Genomic DNA, 18,872 nt, shown 5'->3' with positions numbered 1-18,872 from the left:
CGGTAGCTACGTGCGGAATAGATAAGTGCTGAAAGCATCTAAGCACGAAACTAGCCTCGAGATGAGTTTTCCCTGAAGAGATTCAGTAAGGTCCGTTTGAGACTAAGACGTAGATAGGTCAGGTGTGTAAGTGTAGTGATACATTGAGCTAACTGATACTAATGAACCGAGAGTCTTAACCTTACAACTCGGAGTTGTTTTGGGTTACGCGAAGTTGAGAGTAAGAAATCATCGAAAGATGGTGAAAGATTAATAAAACAGTTTGTTCCGGATTGAGCGATTGGTGAAGATATGTGATAATCATCATCAGTTGAAAAAGAGAAGACAGAATATGTCTGGCGGTAATAGCGCGGTGGTCCCACCTGACCCCATGCCGAACTCAGAAGTGAAACGCCGTAGTGCCGATGGTAGTGTGGGTATTACCCATGTGAGAGTAGGGTGCCGCCAGACTTTTAAATTAGAGCGAAAGCCCAGCAGCAATGCTGGGCTTTTTTGCATCAAGGGATCAGTATTTTTAATACTATTGAGCAAATAAATTCCTATATCTCTCTGATATTTTAAGCAGCTTAATAATCGACGAAAATCAAAGAATAGAACAAAACACTTCCTTTAAATAATTAATGCGTTAAATGCTACTTGCCTATAACTTAAAAACATCATAATTTCTTTCATATTATCTTTAGTAACAAGATAATTTGGGGAAAAGGTAATCTTTTCTAAAATACTAAATACATCCAAATTAACAAAATTATTAAATTAATAATTAAAGGGTTTAATGACTTCATGATTGGATGAATAACGCTTAAATGAAACCAAAGTTAATTTAGTAGATAAAATATGGATTTTGAGATGAGAATGCTCACAAAATCAATAACCATTAATAGTGAGTGATAAAAGCTTGTTAGATTTTGTGTTAATGGAGATTGAATAAATGAACAATAGATTGAAAAAAGCAATATTCATTAAATAAATATTGCTTTAAATTTTTATTATTAGCCTAAAAGTAGGGCATCATCTGTTACTTTTTCACCGCGAGTTTTTTCGAACATCTCTAATAAATCATTGACGGTTAATTTATCTCGCTTTTCCCCTGAAACATCAAGCACCACTTGCCCTTGATGAAGCATGACTGTTCTTGTGCCGTATTCTAAAGCTTGTTTCATTGAATGGGTAACCATCATTGTGGTTAACTTATTTTTTAAAACAATTTCATTAGTGAGATCCAAAACGAATTGTGCTGTTTTGGGATCAAGTGCAGCAGTGTGTTCATCAAGTAATAAAATCTTAGATGGTTGTAATGTCGACATTAATAGACTTACTGCTTGTCTTTGTCCTCCTGATAATAATCCCATCATATCTGATAAGCGATTCTCAAGGCCTAAATTGAGTGTTGCTAGTTTTTCTTTAAATAAGGCCCTCAGCTTGCGATTTAATGCTGGTAGTAAAGTGAAACTATTACCTCGGTTATAAGCAATCGCTAAGTTTTCTTCGATAGTAAGATTTTCACATGTCCCTACCATAGGATCTTGGAATACTCGTGCAACCATACCGGCTCTTTTCCAAGCAGGCCAACGAGTCACATCTTTATTATTAATAATCACATGTCCCGAATCAGCAATCAAATCACCACTAATCACATTAAGTAAAGAACTCTTTCCTGCGCCATTACTACCGATTATAGTAACAAACTCACCTTCACTGATATTGAGATTTAAACCTCGTAATACATGATTTTCAATTGGTGTTCCTTGATTAAACGTCAATTGCAATTGCCCAACATTGATCATGCTTACTTCCCTCTTCTTTTTGAGTATTTTTTCAGTTGTTTTGGTAAGACTAAAGCTAAAACAACCAATATTGCCGTGATAAGATTTAAATCCTCTGTACCGACACCAATCTCTTGTAAAAATTCATTGCTAAGTGCAAAGGCAATAAATAAACGGTATAAGATAGCGCCGAAAATAACAGCAATCATAACCGCCCAAATACGTTTTGTTGGGAAAATACTTTCACCTATAATGATTGATGCAAGGCCGATAACAATAGTCCCCACCCCAATAGTAATGTCAGCACCGCCTTGAGTTTGAACAAATAATGAACCACCAAGTGCGATTAATCCGTTTGAAATTGCCATACCTAAAATAGTGATACCACCTGTTGGAATTCCTTGGGATTTAGCCATTCGTTGGTTAGTACCAGTCGCTCTTAAAGCCAATCCGATTTGGGTATTTAAAAATAGGTTAAGTAGCAACCAAAATACAACAACAAAAGCTAAAACCATTAGTGGTTGCACTAAATATTGATTACTATAATCTTCATTGATAAATGGAGAGAAAATAGTTTTTGCATCGAGTAAAGATAGATTAGGCGAACCAGCCATTCTTGGTGTTTCATCCATGAGATATGGTCCTAATCCTAAAATTCTTAGATTAATTGAATAAAGGCCTATCATCACGATAATACTTGATAGTAATTGTAATATGTTAAGTTTAACATATAACAGTCCAGTCATTGCACCGGCAATACAACCTGCAAACATACCTAGAAAAGTTGCAATCCATGGATCAATACCGACATACATACACAAACCACATACTGCCCCGCCAAGTGGAAAACTCGCATCAGCGGTTAGATCGGGGAAGTCAAGTAGTCGAAACGATATAAACACGCCTAAGCTAACTAATGCGTAAATAAGTCCTATTCCAACTGAGCCTAATAAAAATTCAAATGACATGAAAATATCCACTAAAAAAAGTAACCGCCAAAGTAGGCGGTTTAGTTATTAAAACGGTTTAATAAATTATTTTTCAACAATTTTTGCTGCTGATTTTAAAACCTCTTCAGATAGAGTGACACCTTGGCGTTCAGCAGCCTTTTTATTAATAGTTAATTGTGTGATGTTACCAACTTGTGGTGGAATATCACCTGGTTTTTCACCATTAAGAATTCGAATAACAATTTTACCTGCTTGGCGACCAAGGTCATAATAACTCATTCCCAAAGCAGCAATTGCACCTCGTTCAGCTGAATCAGGATCTGATGCAAGAAGAGGAATTTTGTTTTCATTGGCAACCTTCGCTAATGCTTCATAAGCTGAAACGACGTTATTATCGGTTGTTGTGTAGATCAGATCAACTTTTCCTTTTAAACTTATTGCGGCGGTTGAAATATCAGATGTTCGTTGTGCTGGTGCAGCAATAATTTTCATGCCGCGTTTTCCAAGTGCAACTTGTAATTCTTTAAGCACAATTGTGGAATTTACTTCACTTGGGCTATAAACATAACCAATATTTTTTGCATCAGGTTTAATTTTTAACATCATATCGATTTGTGATTCTAAAGATAATGCATCTGATACACCAGTTACATTGGTTTTAGAAGCTTCCCAACTAGGTGTTAATTTAGCAGCAACGGGATCAGTGACAGCAGTGAATACAATAGGAATCGTTTTGGTTGTTGCCACTAAAGCTTGGGTGCTAGGTGTTGCAATACCAACGATAACATTGGGCTTATTAGCAACAAATTGTTTTGCTATTTGGGCAGCATTAGCGCTACTACCTTGAGCACTAGCAAACTGTAATTTTAAATTTTGACCAACAATATAGCCATTATCTTTTAATTCATCTTCAACACCTTTGCGAACATTATCTAATGCAGGATGTTCTACAATTGCTGTTATCGCGACATATTTTTGCTCAGATTTATTATCTGCTAATGAAAAAAATGTTACTACAGACAAACTAAGTAACATAAAAAGCTTGATGATTAAATTCCGCATGTGGTGCTCCTGTAATATTTATTTTACAACCAACCTAAATATACGTTTACTATAAAGCAAAAACAGATAATTTTCTAGATTTAATGAAAAGTATATGTGTAAATATTTTAATACACTTTATTGCAGGGAATTATGAATAAAATAGGCTTATCAATAATACTTTAAAAAATTTTGCGGTGAGGAACGGGGTTTTTGAACATTCTTTGCCCATTAAAATGGACAAAGAATTGATTTTATTTAGATATATGATTTTATTTTTGACCAATAACTTTATAGGCAGACTCGATAACGTCAGGAGGTAAAGAGATTCCTTGTTTTTTGGCTGCATCAGTATTGACTACAAGGCGTAATGTTTGTCCGATTTCGGGTTTAATATTGCCAGGATCTTCTCCATTTAAAACTCTTACCACCAGCTTACCTGATTGACAACCTACATCGTAATAGCTCATTCCATAAGCAGCAACAGCTCCTCGCTCAATGGCATCAGGAAACGATGCTAACAGTGGGATTTTATTTTCATTGGCAAATTTAACTAATGATTCATAAGCTGAAACAACGTTGTTATCTGTTGTGGTGTAGATCAGATCAACTTTTCCTTTCAATGTATTGGCTGCTGTTGAAATATCCGCTGTACGTTGGGCAGGCACCGCCACCAATGAAATATTTTGTTGGCTAAGTTCATTTTGAAGATTTTTTAACACTACAGTGGAATTAATTTCGCTAGGACTATAAATATAACCAACAGATTTTACATTAGGCACAACTTTTTTCATAAATTCAATTTGAGGACCTATTTCTTGATAGTCTGAAACGCCAGTGACATTGTTATGAGAGGGATTCCAATCTTTAATTAATTTTGCTGCAATTGGATCAGTAATTCCTGCAAAAACAACGGGTATTTGTTTAGTTGCGGCAACTGTTGCTTGAGCACTTGGTGTTGCAATTGCAACGATGACGTCTGGTTTAGCTGCAACGAACTGTCTGGCAATTTGTGCGGCTGTTGCACTACTACCTTGGGCACTTCGATATTGGACATTTAAATTATCGTTTAACTTAAATCCATTTGCTGTTAACTCATCTTTTACTCCATCACGGATTTGGTCTAATGAAGGGTGTTCAACAATTGCTGTTATCGCAACATTTTTTACCGCATTAGCCAAACAGAAAAATGGCGTAATTACTAACATCAATATTAAAATTATAGCGCGTTTCATCATAAAGAACTCGTAAACTAGTACAGTGATATGATTCTAATCTTAATATTACAAAATGTTAAGTAATATTTTTAACTTTTGTAATTTCTTATTGGGCAAAGACAAAAGGATTTAACCCACTTTTTGCAAATCCTTCTTCTTCAGTCTTGATATCCAATATTAATGAGGCAATATCATCAGCAATGATTTCGATATGAGGATCTTTATCTTGGTCTAAGATTTTCAAATAGCTATGGCAAGCATCACAGCACTCGGTTTTTATTGCAGCTAATTCTTTATCCAAAGAGAAGTATTGAATATCTTGCATATTATCACAACAAGTACATTTCACTCGTGGTACATACCATTCGCTTTCACATAAGCTACAATGAAGGTATCTTAATCCATTATTTGCACCAAGCTGAATAATACTCGCAGCTGGCATACTATTACACACTGGGCATAGCCAGCTTTCATTGGTATTTTCAGCGACGGCTTTGCCTTTAATTTGACTAGCTAGTTGGCAATAATAGACTGATAAAGCTGACCAAATAAATATGGATTCATTACCGTCAACCAAAGTAAATTTACCATTGAGTAAGTTGAGTGCTTTCTCTTGAAGTTGATTGGAATCGTTTTGTTTTAATTGTTCAATAACAGATTGAATTTGATAGGTTGTATTTGAAAATGAATTTAATAATGTTAATAAATAATCTTGCCAAATATCATTTAATGGTAAGTTTTCCAAACTTAATGGCGGAAAATCATTATTAAGTGATGGAGAGATATCAATAGGTTTTTTGATTAAAATAGCCTGTTGCTCGACAATCTTAGCGCAGAAATTTAAATAATCACTTAAAGAATTGTTTCGTGCTAGCGTTTTTAAACGCTCGGCGCGATGAATATAAAGTGTTTTCGGTGATGGATAAAAGAGTAAGGGAATCTGTCTAATTACGGTGTTTTGTTGTTCAAGCTGCTCTCGTGGGATGATTTTTATACTCATTCTTGATTACCAATTTTGTTATTTTTTCCATCATTAATCTAATAGGCTAAGAATTCCGCTGATTTATATCAGCGGAGATTAATTATTCTTATAAAGCAGGTTTTTGTTCTGTTTGAGATGATGGCTCAATATCGTTCTTTTGATTGTCTTTAAGTTCTTGCTGATAGACTTTTTTCATTTCTTCTTCGTACCATGAGGAGTGGTTTTTAAATGCCCACGCTCGTGATACATATCCAGTTATCATTCCTTTTATAGACCCTTTAACCCAAATTGCCATATAAGCATGACCAATAGCCAGTAAAATAAGACAAATAGCAGCAAAAGAGTGGAAAAATATTGCGATTCGGACTATTTGAATAGGAAAATAATCAGATACATATCGGCGCCACATTATCAAGCCCGTAACGAATAGCACAAAGATTAAGCTCATAATGCACCAGAATAAAAACTTTTGGCCAACATTATATTTACCAATTGGGATACCTTCTTCTTTTCCCATAATCACGTTTTTAAAGTTTTTAATCCATAAAAGGTCATTTTTATTTGGAATATTGTGATGAGCTAATTTGATAAACATGAACATTAATAAAATGAATACCACACAACCAATTATAGGGTGTAAAGCTCTCACCAATTGTGGTGTGCCAAGAAATAATCCAAATAACTTGATTGATGGAAAAAATAAAGATAAACCTGATAACGCAGTTAATATAAACAAACAGACCATACACCAATGACAGAAGCGTACAATAAGTGGTGTTCTTAATATCATTCCTTTCTTATTCATGACGAGCCTCCGATTGTGTTGAATTAGGACTATTTTTTCGACCTAAAATAGGTAATCCTAAACGTTTTCTTGCTTGTTTGTCCGCTTCTTTTTCGTGTTCAATATCTTCGTCATCGACTTCAACTGCACCTACCCCCATGTAGTGGAAGAGTAATCCGCCAAAAGTAGCAACAAAAGCAGCAGCTGATAGTGGTTTCCATGCGCCTTTCCAGAATTTAACAATTTCGCTAATTTGAGGATCTTTAGGTAATCCATGGTAAAGTTCAGGTTGATCAGCATGATGTAGTACATACATAACATGAGTACCGCCGACACCTTCTGGATTGTAGAGTCCTGCGTTTTCAAATCCACGTTTTTTTAAATCAACAATTCGGTGTTCGGCATGGCGAATCATATCTTGTTTGGTGCCAAAATGAATTGCTCCAGTAGGGCAGGTTTTTACGCAAGCAGGTTCTTGACCAACAGCAACTCGATCAACACATAATGTGCATTTATAAGAGTGGTTATCTTCTTTGCTAACACGTGGAATATTAAATGGACATCCTGCGACGCAATAACCACATCCAATACAGTGTTCTGATTGGAAATCGACAATCCCATTAGCATATTGAATGATTGCTCCTTCAGATGGGCACGCTTTTAAGCAACCAGGATCTGCACAATGCATACAACCATCTTTACGTATAAGCCATTCGAATTTGCCATTGATTTCAACTTCTGAATAACGCATTACGGTCCATGCTTTTGGTTCTAAGTCGGCTGGATTATCATAAACGCCGACGGTATTTCCTACTTCTGCTCGCAGATCATTCCATTCGCTACAAGCTACCTGACAAGCTTTACAACCGATACAGGTGGTCACGTCAATTAATTTAGCTACTTCCTGCTGATAATCTCTTGCCCTAGGTGCAGGTGTTAGGGCATTAGTTGCTGAGCGGCGAATAATATCTTGAGTTTGTAATGACATAATTTATCCTCCTTCTTATGCCGCTGTGGTAACTTTTTCGATGTTGACTAAGAAGGACTTGTATTCTGGGGTTTGTGAATTAGCATCACCTAAATGCGGTGTTAATTCATTAACCAAAAAGCCTTTTTTAGTTTGACCTGTGAATCCCCAAACAATTGGAATTCCTATGGTTTCGATCTCTTTACCATCAACTGTCAAAGTAGGTAAACGTTTTGTCACAACTGCTTTGGCTTTGATATAACCTCGATATGACGTTACTTTCACTGTATCGCCCAATTTTATGCCTTTTTTATTCGCAAGATTTTCACTAAGCTCAATGAATTGTTCTGGTTGTGTTATTGAAGCTAATCTTGCATGTTGCGTCCAAAAGTGGAAGTGCTCAGTAATACTGTATGTTGTACCAACATAAGGAAATTCATCTGCTTTACCTAAGCGAGCTAAATCTTCTTTAAATGCTCGAGCTACTGGACTATTTATTTGTTTAGGGTGCATTGGGTTATTTGAAATTGGTGTTTCAAATGGTTCATAATGTTCAGGAAATGGTCCATCAACTAAACGATTCAAACAGAACAGCCCACCTAATCCATCATTGTTCATGATGAAGGCTCCCGCTCCAGAATCAGGTGATAACGTGGCAGTAAAATCTGGTACGTCATTGCCGACCCAACTTGTTCCGTTCCATTTGATTAACATCCGATTTGGATCCCATGGTTTTCCATTTTCATCAGTAGAAGCACGATTATAGAGTACACGTCGATTCATCGGCCAAGCCCAAGCCCAGCCAGCATGAATACCCTTACCTGATGGGTCACTAGGATCTCGGCGAGCCATTTGGTTACCTTGTTCAGTCCAAGAACCACAAAATATCCAAATTCCAGATGAGGTCGTTCCGTCGGCTTTTAATTGAGAAAAACCACTTAATAGTTGGCCTTTTTTAAGGATGATATTGCCATTAGTGTCCGTTATGTCAGCCAATGCTCGACCATTACACTCTTTTGCTAACTCTTCGGCTGCCGGACCTTCAGGATCTTGATAATCCCAAGTTAAATTATTAATTGGTTCGTGATAAGCACCGCCTTCTTCTTCATAAAGCTCTTTAATTCTTAAATAGATTCGCGCAATAATCTCTGGATCGTAAAGTGATTCATAAGGTGGTCTAGCAGCTGCCCAATGCCATTGTAATAAACGTGATGAGTTAACAATTGTCCCATTTTCCTCAGCAAAACAGTTGGCCGGAAGTCTAAAGACTTCTGTTTGTATTTTACTTGGATCAACATCATTTGATTCACCATGATTTTTCCAAAACTCGGCTGTTTCAGTTGGCAATGGATCGATATTTACCAAGAATTTGAGTTTGGATAATCCCTCACGAATACTATTTTTATCAGGTAAGGCAGCCAGTGGGTTAAACCCTTGGCAAATAAAACCATTAGCTTTCCCATCACGCATCATTTTACTAAAACGTAAAATATCATAGGTTTTATCCCATTTTGGTAACCAATCAAATCCCCAATTATTATCCCCAGTTGCCTTATCACCATACATTGCTTTCATAAAACTAATAAAGAATTTTGGGTAATTACCCCAAAAATTAACCTCATTTGGACCAAGAGGTTTTGGTGTTTTTTCTGCTAAGTATTGTTCAAGCGATGTTTGAGAATCTTTTGGTAGATCAAGATAAGCAGGTAATCGATTAGACAGTAAACCTACATCAGTTAATCCTTGAATATTTGAGTGACCACGCAAAGCATTTATACCACCACCCATGACACCAATATTACCAAGAATCAGTTGAATCATTGCTGCAGTGCGGATGATTTGTGTACCATAAGTATGTTGAGTCCAACCTAATGCATATAGGAAAGTTGCTGCACGATCATTGGTTTTAGTACTGGCGAGTGAACGACAAACATGTAAAAAGCCATCTACAGGACTACCCGTTATTTTATTTACAATTTCTGGCGTATAGCGACTAACATGTTGTTTTAGTAAATTCCAAACACAGCGCGGATGACTTAATGTTTTATCTCTTAATGCAAAACCATTTTCATCTTTTTGATATGCCCAACTGGTTTGATCGTATTGACGGTTTACAGCATCGTAACCACTGAACAATCCACTATTATTATCAAAGTTGAAATCGTCACGCACAATTAAGCTAGCATTAGAGTGTGTTATAAGATATTCAAAGTTGACTTCGTTATTAGTGATAAGGTAATTAATGATACCAAGTAGAAAAGCGATATCTGAACCTGCACGAATAGGTACATAATGATCAGCTACCGAAGCGGTTCGATGAAAGCGTGGATCAATCGCTATGAGTTCTGCACCGTTAGTAATTTTGGCTTCAATTGCCCATTTAAAACCAACTGGATGGGCTTCAGCTGCGTTACCGCCCATAACAATAACCACATTAGCATTTTTAATATCGTTCCAGTTATTGGTCATGGCGCCTCGACCAAAGGTAGCACCTAAACTAGATACTGAGGGCCCATGGCAAACTCTAGCTTGAGTTTCAAGGCTTAGCATTCCTAAAGAACGGGCAACTTTAAATGCTAACCAACCTGTTTCATTACTCGCAGCTGAAGTCACTAGCCAGCCAGTAGTTGTCCAGCGGTTAACCGTCGTTCCTTGCTCATTTTTTTCTTGAAAATTTTTATCACGGTCAGCTTTCATTAAGCGAGCTATGCGGTCAATTGCTTCATCCCAGCTGATTCGTTGCCATTTGTCAGAACCTGGCGCACGATACTCAGGGTATTTAACTCGTTGTTCGCTTTTAATATAGTCGAGTACGCCAGCACCTTTCGGACAAAGTGAACCACGACTAACAGGATGGTCAGGATCGCCTTCGATATGAAAAATAGACGATTCGGCATTCTTAGCGCCATCTCCTCGGCTATAAAGGAGCATTCCACATCCAACAGAACAGTAAGTACAATTATTTCGCGTTTCTTTTGATTTTAACAATTTATATTGGCGAGTTTGTGCAAGCGCTACATTCGGCATTAATCCTAAAGTAGCGACAGTTGTTCCTGCCATGCCACCAGCACAGATCTTAAAGAACTGTCTACGGTTAAATAGCATATGAACTCCTTAAAAAGCTGACATTACATTTTATTATCTAATTTTTTCGATGTTATAAACATCCTTACTAATTGTAATGATAATATTTAATTGAATGGAAATAAAGGTATACTTTCACAAAAGTTTGACATATGTCAAAAAACAATGGTGCTATTTATTAAATTAGTTAATGAAGATTATAAAGAATAAAATTATTTAGAAAACAGTGATAAAGCATAAAAAAAGATACTTTATTTAATGATTGAAGTTTATTCGGCTTACCCAAAATAATCAAGTAAGCCCAAGATAATTTAATTTTTAAGGATTGATTTCATCAATTGTTTGCATTACACGGTTAGTAATTAATGGTTTAAGTATATTATTCATAGTTTCGATTTTCGGTAAATTTGCATCACCTTTATCATCTAAATAACCTTGTTCCCGAAGCGAAGCAACTAGTGTTGAAAAAACACCTTTATCAAAAAATTCAGGAGCATTTATACCATGTAATATTGAAAGCCGTTCTGCAATTAAACGTCCTTCTTTTTCTAAGGTTGCACGACTAATTGTTGGATCTTTTTGCAACAATGAAAATGCAATGACATAGCGTTGTAATGTATCTCTTGATGATGACGCTAACAACTGTAATCCTGACATTTTTAAGTAATTCAATGTTAATTTATCAGGTGAATAACTTATTAGATTCAAATCAGCATAAGTTGCAATAATTTTATTAACGTATTCAGTTAATTGATCTTCATTATGATATAAAAATAGCTCTGATTTTATTAAAGGGAAGAGCAATTTAATCTGCATAAGTACTTCATCAATTGAAATGCGATTATGTTTAAGTAAAATTCTAGCCACAATTGCCGGTATAATCAGTAAATGCTGAATATTATTGCGATAATAGGTCATCAATACTGCTTGTTCGGTAGTTAACCCCACCATTTCACCAACTTCATCAGTAGTAATGACAAATTTACCCATTTCTTTGGCATGTTCAAACATCTCTTCGGCAGTTTGATCGGGAATGGTAATCAAATCAGAGTAAGGAATGTTTTTTAATAATTTTAAAAGATAATCTAAATGCTCTAATAATTTTACTTTTGTTAATGTGCATTGATCAGCGGCTAATAATATTGAACAACATAAATTCATAGCATTAATCGCAGCCGAAGAATTGATGTGCTCCATAATTTGTTTCGCAAGCAAATTAGTTGTTGGTGTTAACCAATTAGGGCGCTGTGTTCCTGTAGGATCAATAGCATCTCGCCATTCAGGTATATGCTGATTTAAAAATTGATTTAAAGGTATTGGGCTACCAAAGTTAACGTAGCCAAAGCCTAGTTTTTTTAATTTGAAGAAGGCTTTAATTGTGCTCCACAAGCTTTCTTTTTCTTTTTTAGCGCCACGCAGCTCGTTAGCATAAGTGGCAACTTCTAAAACATGTTCATAACCAATATAGACCGGGACAATTGTGATTGGGCGTGTATCACCCCGTAATAAAGTTTGGATTGTCATCAACAACATTCCGGTTTTAGGGTCGAGTAGTCTTCCTGTGCGTGAGCGCCCGCCTTCAATGAAATATTCGACGGCATAACCGCGGATAAATAACTCTGCTAAATACTCTCTAAATACGGCGGTATAGAGTTTGTTACCTTTAAATGAACGGCGGATAAAAAATGCCCCTAAGCGCCTAAAGATAGGGCCTGCTGGCCAGAAATTTAAATTGATACCAGCTGCAATATGTGGTGGAACTAATCCTTGCCGATAAAGTACATAAGACAATAACAAATAGTCCATATGACTTCGATGACATGGTGCATAAACGATTTCGTGTCCATTTTCAGCAAGCTCTCGAACTGGATCAGCGTTTGTTACTTTTAAACCTTGATAAAGTCTGTTCCAAGCCCAAGTAAGAACAAAGTCAGTCACTCTTAGCATGCGGTAAGAAAAATTAGCCGCGATTTCATTTAGAAGTGATAAAGCATTTTTCTTGGCTTTATCTAGCCCAATATGTTTACTTTTAGCTTCTTCTTGTATTGCCTCAGCAAGAGCTGGGTTAGTTAATAATTTATTAAGCATTTCCTGTCTAACAGGCAATTTAGGACCAACAGAAGCCGCTCTTTGTTTAGCAAAGTGAATACGTGCTACACGTGCAAGCTTATGAGCTAAAACAGAAATATCTTGTTTATCGTCGACTTTAATATCTTTAAAAGATACGGTCCGAGAAAATCGAGTATAGCAGTCACGACCAGAAATTAAGATTTTATAAAGTTTATAGGTAGCACCTAACACTTGCAGTGAAGGCATTTTTTTGCCTTCTTTATCTGGTTTACGACCAAACATGACAGATACAGGCAACATTTGAACATCAAGTTCATCATTTTGTTGATGCGCTGAAATGTATTCCCTTAAAATTTCGATAGATTTATTTTTTTGTTTACTTGAAGCAAAAATTCCTGGCCCTTTATCGATATAAATATAAGCAGGTACAGTTTTATCATTAATATCAATTCCTAATAAAGGATCTGGTAAATGATATTTTAGACAAAGCGACCTAACTACCATTAAATCAATTTGAGAGTTATAAGGAAGCACATACAAAATTGGACGATGGATATCGAGGTCCAGTTCAGTAATGGGATCGGTAGGAATTGGTTTACTTTTAACAAAAAGCTTAACAGGAATTTGAATTAGTGAAAAATAAATTTTTGTCCACCAAGAAAACATAAAAATAAACCTCATACTTTGTTGCTAACTATATACTTAAATCATTTTAAGTTATTTATTTACCAACCTAATAATGAATGTTTAAGCTGTAAATTGATATGATACTCTAATATAAAAAACATTAATCCAAGTATATATGCGTTACAGTATAGCAAATTTGCATAATCTTGTAGTGATTACATTATGATAATGACAACGTATTATAAAGGTTTATTTCTATCAGCACCATATCAGCATGAATTGAATATTACCGTTAATTAAAGCAAGTTATTCACACAATTTTCATTAAGGATACAAATCGGTTATTCTTTATTTGCAATGTTAGCATTAAATTTATTATAAGTTTTCTTTAGTCTTACCTAAAAAATAATTTACGCTAGTAAGCGTATACTAACAATTGCACTTTATATATCTATCGCCTAGAATAACTATCTTTATTTTGCTACGAAGAATCTATTTATGAATACTATTCTTGAGCTGTTTTCCTCGGTAAATGCAGTGGTTGTTGCAGTTATTTTAATGTTAGTCCTTTCGCTTTGCCGTGTTCATGTGGTGATTAGCTTAATCATTGGTGCTTTTGTCGGTGGTTTATGTAGCCATTTAACATTAAAAGAAACAATTGACGCTTTTAATACTGGGATTAGCAACGGGGCTAATATTGCGCTTTCTTATGCTATGCTTGGTGCGTTTGCAGTAGCAATTTCAAAATCAGGATTACCAGAATTGTTAGCTGACAAAGCCATTAAGCAGTTAACGACTAATGATGCTAAAACTCGAATTAAATGGTTGTTAATTATCATAATCGGGTTAGTTAGTATTTCCTCACAAAATATCATCCCAATTCATATTGCTTTTATACCGTTGTTAATTCCGCCACTATTATATGTAATGTCGAGATTGCAACTAGATAGACGAATGATTGCTTGTATCATGACATTTGGTTTGATTACACCATATATGTTTTTACCTGTCGGATTCGGTAATATTTTCTTAAATCAAATCTTATTAAAAAATATTATTTCATCGGGGATGGATGTTAGCCATGTTAATGTTATGCATGCTATGGCTATTCCGGCTTTTGGTATGTTTGTTGGTCTACTTTGGGCTATTTTCGTTAGTTATCGTAAACCGAGACAATATAAACTGATTCATGAAGAAAGCCATGCCGAAGAGTTTAGTAATGTAAGTACTCGTTCACTTGTCGTCTCATTATTAGCAATTATTCTCTCTTTTACTGTCCAACTTTATACTGGATCGATGATTTTAGGTGCTTTAATAGGCTTTATCTGCTTTATTGCTTCAGGCTCAATTAAATGGGGTGAGGCAGACGGAATCTTTACCGATGGTATCAAAATGATGGCGATGATCGGCTTTGTGATGATATCAGCTCAAGGCTTTGCTGAAGTATTAAAACAGACTCATGAAATAGAACCATTAGTTGTTAATAGTGCCTCATTATTTGCGGGGAATAAAGTAGTTGCATCTTTTATGATGATGTTAGTTGGCTTGATCATTACACTTGGTATTGGTTCATCTTTCTCTACTGTACCAATTATTGCAGCTATCTATGTTCCTTTATGTGTTCAGTTGGGCTTTTCACCAATAGCAACCGTTTGTTTAATTGGTGCGTCAGGAGCGATTGGCGATGCAGGTTCACCTCCTTCAGATACTATTTTAGCAACATCTGCTGGTTTAAACAGTGATGGTCAGCATGATCATATAAGAGATAGTGTTATTCCAACCTTTACCCATTTTAATATTCCATTGTTTATAGCTGGTTGGGTGGGATCATTAATTTTATAAATATTTAGATTGATGAGTTAAGGTCATTATTGGTTATGAATAAAAAGTCACACTCAAATATTCGAGCTATTTGTGCTCAAGCGATTTTTAACGTACTTGAAGAGGGGCAATCGCTTAGTACGGCCTTAACGTTATTTAGCCATAAAGTAGCAGAAAAAGATCGCGCGCTAATGCAAGAAATCTGTTTTGGTGTGATGCGTGTTTTACCTGAACTTAATTTTTATATTCATACTTTGATGAATAAAGTTCTTACTGGGAAAAATCGAGTTCTACACTATTTATTGTTAGTGGGTATTTACCAAATTTTATATACCAGAATACCTGAACATGCAGCTGTAGGTGAAACAGTTAATGCAGTAAATGATTTAAAAAAATCAGCGCTCAAAGGATTAGTAAATGGCGTATTGCGTGAATTTTTACGCCAACAAGAATCATTACAACGAAAATTTGTACAGGATGATAAAGCACCTCAAACCTTGCATCCAAGTTGGTTAGTTAATCGTCTTACGCAAGCTTACCCCGAGAAATGGCAAGCAATCATTTCTGCCAATAACCAAAAACCACCAATGTGGTTACGCGTTAATCTTAATCACTATTCTGTTAGTGAGTATCAACAATTGTTAACTGAACGGCAAATTGAATCAGAAGCTTTTGCTGATTTGCCTTGTGCTATCAGGTTATTATCGCCTGTAAATGTAACTAAATTACCTTATTTTGCTGAAGGAGCCGTTACCGTACAGGACTTATCTGCTCAATATGCTGCATATTTGTTAGAACCCCAAAATGGTGAGAAAATTTTGGATATGTGTGCCGCTCCAGGTGGAAAAACAACCCATATCTTAGAAATTGCACCTAAAGCAAATTTATTAGCGGTAGATGTTGATGCGGGTCGAGCTAAACGTATTGAAGAAAATCTGGCTCGCCTAAAACAAGTAGCAGAAGTTAAAGTGGGTGATGGGCTTACACCTGAAAAATGGTGCTCGGGTAAACAATTTGACCGAATTTTGCTTGACGCACCATGCTCGGCAACAGGCGTAATTCGTCGCCATCCTGATATCAAGTGGTTACGGCGAGATAGTGATATTGCGCAACTCACTGAGTTGCAACATGGGATCTTAACCAATATTTGGTCTTATTTAAAAACAGGTGGCACTTTAGTCTATGCTACCTGTTCAATCCTACCTGATGAAAACAGATTACAAATTGAGCGGTTTTTACAAGAAAACAGCAATGCCCAACTTGTGGGTGATACGAAACAATTTTTACCAACTATACACGGCGGCGATGGCTTTTTCTATGCTGTTTTAAAAAAAAGTAGTTAATACATTTTTACAATGCCAGCTCTGTTTAAAAATGATTAATGTATTAACATTGCGCTACTTACTGTAATTTTCAATCAATTGAACTAATTGCTGACTATGTTTTAATGCTTTTGCTTTTATTGTCGTTTTTTCTCCCTCAATAACAGGCGACACGCCATATAAAATGGCAGGGGAAAGGTATTTCATTTGCGTGTAGAGTGCTGAAGTTTTAACGGATTGAAGTAAATGATTCATTAATTCAGGGGAATATTTTTGAAAATTTTGCTCTGTTTGTCCTACAGTTAAACTTTGCAATAACTTTTTATCTTTTAATTTATCGCCTTTCGAGCCATAAGCAAATTGATAGGTTAATACCTCATCAAACCATATTTTAAGTATTGCTGGCATGTTGAACCAATACATAGGGTATTGTAGAACGATAAGATCATGTCTAAGTAAAGCAGCTTGTTCTTCTTGTACATTGATTTTGTAATCTGGATAAAGTTGGTGAATATTACGAATTTCAATATCCTTAACTTTATCTTGTAATGTTTCAATAATCGTTTTATTGGCAATTGATTGTTCAATATTAGGGTGACCTAAAATAATTAATGGCATAATTGTTCCTTTGTTTTTATACTATAAAAAATTTAGTTACTCTCTTTAGTTTAGTGATTAATATTTTTTCAGCAATATCTATCTAATTTGATAGTAGGAATGTGTATGCAAAGCAGTGAACATCGATCATCAATACGATATAAGAATAAAATTTATTATTGCCCAATAAGTTTAGCTATGGATTTAATCGGTGGAAAATGGAAAGGTGTTATCCTTTATTATTTGCTTTCTGGTGAAAAACGATTTAGTGAGTTAAAAGTGGTGATCCCTGAAATCACTGATATGACGCTGAGCATCCAGCTTAAAAAGTTGGAGGAAGATGAACTTATCACTCGTAGTGTATATGGTGAAAAACCACCACTTAAAGTGTTATACAAATTAACCCCTTTGGGTGAAAAAATTGGCCCAGCACTTGAACAGCTTTGTATGTGGGGACTATCTGTTTAGTCTTCTTTCTTCATTTCTAAACTGAAGCTAATTACTATTGATTAACAATGAAATTTCTTGCAAAAAAAGTTGAGGAACGGGGTTTTTGAGCCGTAAAATTTAAGAAATAACTTCTTATAATCCTTACTTGGACAATCTTTAGTAGATATGGTAAATTCCGAATCTGTTTTACATTTTTAAGACTTTCGATATATGGCTTATACATTAACCTATAATGATCTCCCAGAAAATATTCAATACTGGCAAGGTTTACCTTTGTCTTTAAATGGTTGTGAAGTTGTTCCATTGGATTACAATGCTGGTAAAACGGGTTGGATTATTTATGGGAAAAAGTTAAATAAAACACTGCTTTCAAAATTTCAAAGACAACTTGCAATGCCAATGGTTGTGGTTTCATCTTGGAAAATTAAAACCTATCAAATAGTACGTATTGCTGGCGTAATGCCGAAAAAAGCCAAATCGATTTCGCTAACATTAGGTATTGATGTTTCACCAATTGATAATTTACCCACATTGCATTCCCCAGGTTTATTAGTCATGGATATGGACTCGACCGCAATTGGTATTGAGTGTATTGATGAACTAGCAAAATTACACGGTGTCGGAGAACAAGTTGCTGCAGTGACTGAGCTTGCTATGCGTGGTGAACTTGATTTTGCTACCAGCTTACGTAAACGAGTTGCTACATTAAAAGGCGCACAGCAAGATATTTTAGAACAAGTAAAAGAGAGTCTACCATTAACACCAGGATTAACTTATTTAGTTAAAGAGTTACATAAAAAAAATTGGCATGTTGCCATTGTTTCGGGTGGATTTACTTATTTTGCAAATCATTTAAAACAGAAGTTAAAACTAATTGATGCTCACGCTAATGAATTAGAAATTAAAAACGGTAAGCTGACAGGTAAAGTTAATGGGCAAATTGTTGATGCTAAATATAAAGCACGGATGTTACAACAATTAGCCACCTCTTTAGATATTCCTATTGAGCAAACTGTTGCGATTGGTGATGGGGCAAATGATTTAATGATGATTAGAATTGCAGGGCTTGGTGTTGCTTATCATGGAAAGCCTAAAGTCGTTGAAAAAGCAAGAATCAGCATCAATTATGCTGATTTAACCGGTTTATGGTGCATCTTATCTACCAGTTTATTAAGTGAAGGCTAGGAGAAGAAT

The 18,872-nt window shown here is 35.6% G+C and carries 14 protein-coding genes and 2 rRNA genes; 6 read left to right on the top strand and 10 right to left on the bottom strand.

Going from position 1 to position 18,872, the window contains the following annotated elements:
* Positions 1–183 (top strand): 23S ribosomal RNA (locus A9G07_RS11725); the annotation flags it as partial.
* A gap of 151 nt (positions 184–334) precedes the next feature.
* A 5S ribosomal RNA gene (gene rrf / locus A9G07_RS11720) occupies positions 335–450 on the top strand.
* A 542-nt stretch (positions 451–992) separates the two neighbouring features.
* On the opposite strand, the gene A9G07_RS11715 is transcribed toward rrf, so the two are convergent.
* The 9 genes from A9G07_RS11715 to plsB form a co-directional block, all read right to left on the bottom strand.
* Positions 993–1,787, bottom strand: a complete 795-nt coding sequence (locus A9G07_RS11715; protein WP_065561755.1) for an ABC transporter ATP-binding protein — start codon at positions 1,785–1,787, stop codon at positions 993–995.
* A gap of 2 nt (positions 1,788–1,789) precedes the next feature.
* A complete protein-coding gene (locus tag A9G07_RS11710; protein ID WP_065561756.1) occupies positions 1,790–2,734 on the bottom strand; it encodes an ABC transporter permease in 945 nt (314 codons plus the stop codon).
* Positions 2,735–2,800: 66 nt separating this feature from the next.
* Positions 2,801–3,778 carry an ABC transporter substrate-binding protein gene (locus A9G07_RS11705; protein WP_065561757.1) on the bottom strand — a complete coding sequence of 326 codons (978 nt, stop codon included), beginning with the start codon at positions 3,776–3,778 and terminating at the stop codon, positions 2,801–2,803.
* 251 nt (positions 3,779–4,029) lie between these two features.
* Entirely contained in the window at positions 4,030–4,995 is a 966-nt protein-coding gene (locus A9G07_RS11700) for an ABC transporter substrate-binding protein (protein ID WP_065735258.1), read from the bottom strand.
* A gap of 85 nt (positions 4,996–5,080) precedes the next feature.
* Positions 5,081–5,974 (bottom strand): formate dehydrogenase accessory protein FdhE, encoded by an 894-nt coding sequence (gene fdhE / locus A9G07_RS11695; RefSeq protein WP_065735257.1) that lies wholly within the window; start codon positions 5,972–5,974, stop codon positions 5,081–5,083.
* Between the two features lie 88 nt (positions 5,975–6,062).
* Positions 6,063–6,761 (bottom strand): formate dehydrogenase subunit gamma, encoded by a 699-nt coding sequence (locus A9G07_RS11690; protein ID WP_065561760.1) that lies wholly within the window; start codon positions 6,759–6,761, stop codon positions 6,063–6,065.
* A complete protein-coding gene (gene fdxH / locus A9G07_RS11685) occupies positions 6,754–7,728 on the bottom strand; it encodes a formate dehydrogenase subunit beta (protein ID WP_081303434.1) in 975 nt (324 codons plus the stop codon). The genes A9G07_RS11690 and fdxH overlap by 8 nt, the downstream gene beginning before the upstream one ends.
* 15 nt (positions 7,729–7,743) lie before the next feature.
* Positions 7,744–10,812 carry a formate dehydrogenase-N subunit alpha gene (gene fdnG, locus A9G07_RS11680; RefSeq protein ID WP_081303433.1) on the bottom strand — a complete coding sequence of 1,023 codons (3,069 nt, stop codon included), beginning with the start codon at positions 10,810–10,812 and terminating at the stop codon, positions 7,744–7,746.
* 297 nt (positions 10,813–11,109) lie between these two features.
* Complete coding sequence (gene plsB, locus A9G07_RS11675; protein ID WP_218060069.1) at positions 11,110–13,542, bottom strand: glycerol-3-phosphate 1-O-acyltransferase PlsB; 2,433 nt, start codon at positions 13,540–13,542, stop codon at positions 11,110–11,112.
* Between the two features lie 444 nt (positions 13,543–13,986).
* Between plsB and A9G07_RS11670 the strand changes: the two genes are divergently transcribed.
* Positions 13,987–15,330 carry a Na+/H+ antiporter family protein gene (locus A9G07_RS11670; protein WP_065561762.1) on the top strand — a complete coding sequence of 448 codons (1,344 nt, stop codon included), beginning with the start codon at positions 13,987–13,989 and terminating at the stop codon, positions 15,328–15,330.
* Between the two features lie 35 nt (positions 15,331–15,365).
* Positions 15,366–16,652 (top strand): 16S rRNA (cytosine(967)-C(5))-methyltransferase RsmB, encoded by a 1,287-nt coding sequence (rsmB, locus tag A9G07_RS11665; RefSeq protein WP_065735255.1) that lies wholly within the window; start codon positions 15,366–15,368, stop codon positions 16,650–16,652.
* Positions 16,653–16,706: 54 nt separating this feature from the next.
* Here rsmB and A9G07_RS11660 read toward each other — a convergent pair whose 3' ends face one another.
* The gene (locus A9G07_RS11660) at positions 16,707–17,249 is read right to left on the bottom strand and encodes an NAD(P)H-dependent oxidoreductase (RefSeq protein WP_065735254.1); all 543 of its coding nucleotides are present in this window, start codon (positions 17,247–17,249) and stop codon (positions 16,707–16,709) included.
* Between the two features lie 105 nt (positions 17,250–17,354).
* On the opposite strand from A9G07_RS11660, the gene A9G07_RS11655 reads away from it, so the two are divergent.
* Positions 17,355–17,696, top strand: coding sequence for a winged helix-turn-helix transcriptional regulator (locus A9G07_RS11655; RefSeq protein WP_065735253.1), 342 nt, complete (start codon positions 17,355–17,357; stop codon positions 17,694–17,696).
* Positions 17,697–17,888: 192 nt separating this feature from the next.
* On the top strand, positions 17,889–18,863 hold the full coding sequence (serB, locus tag A9G07_RS11650; RefSeq protein ID WP_065561764.1) for a phosphoserine phosphatase: 975 nt from the start codon (positions 17,889–17,891) through the stop codon (positions 18,861–18,863).
* Positions 18,864–18,872: the final 9 nt, after the last annotated feature.

Origin of the sequence: Gilliamella sp. wkB72, assembly GCF_001693745.1 — a bacterium.
Taxonomy (GTDB): Bacteria; Pseudomonadota; Gammaproteobacteria; order Enterobacterales; family Orbaceae; genus Gilliamella; species Gilliamella apicola_E.
Note: the sequence above shows the minus strand (reverse complement) of the source record. Positions and strands in the feature narration are given on the sequence as shown.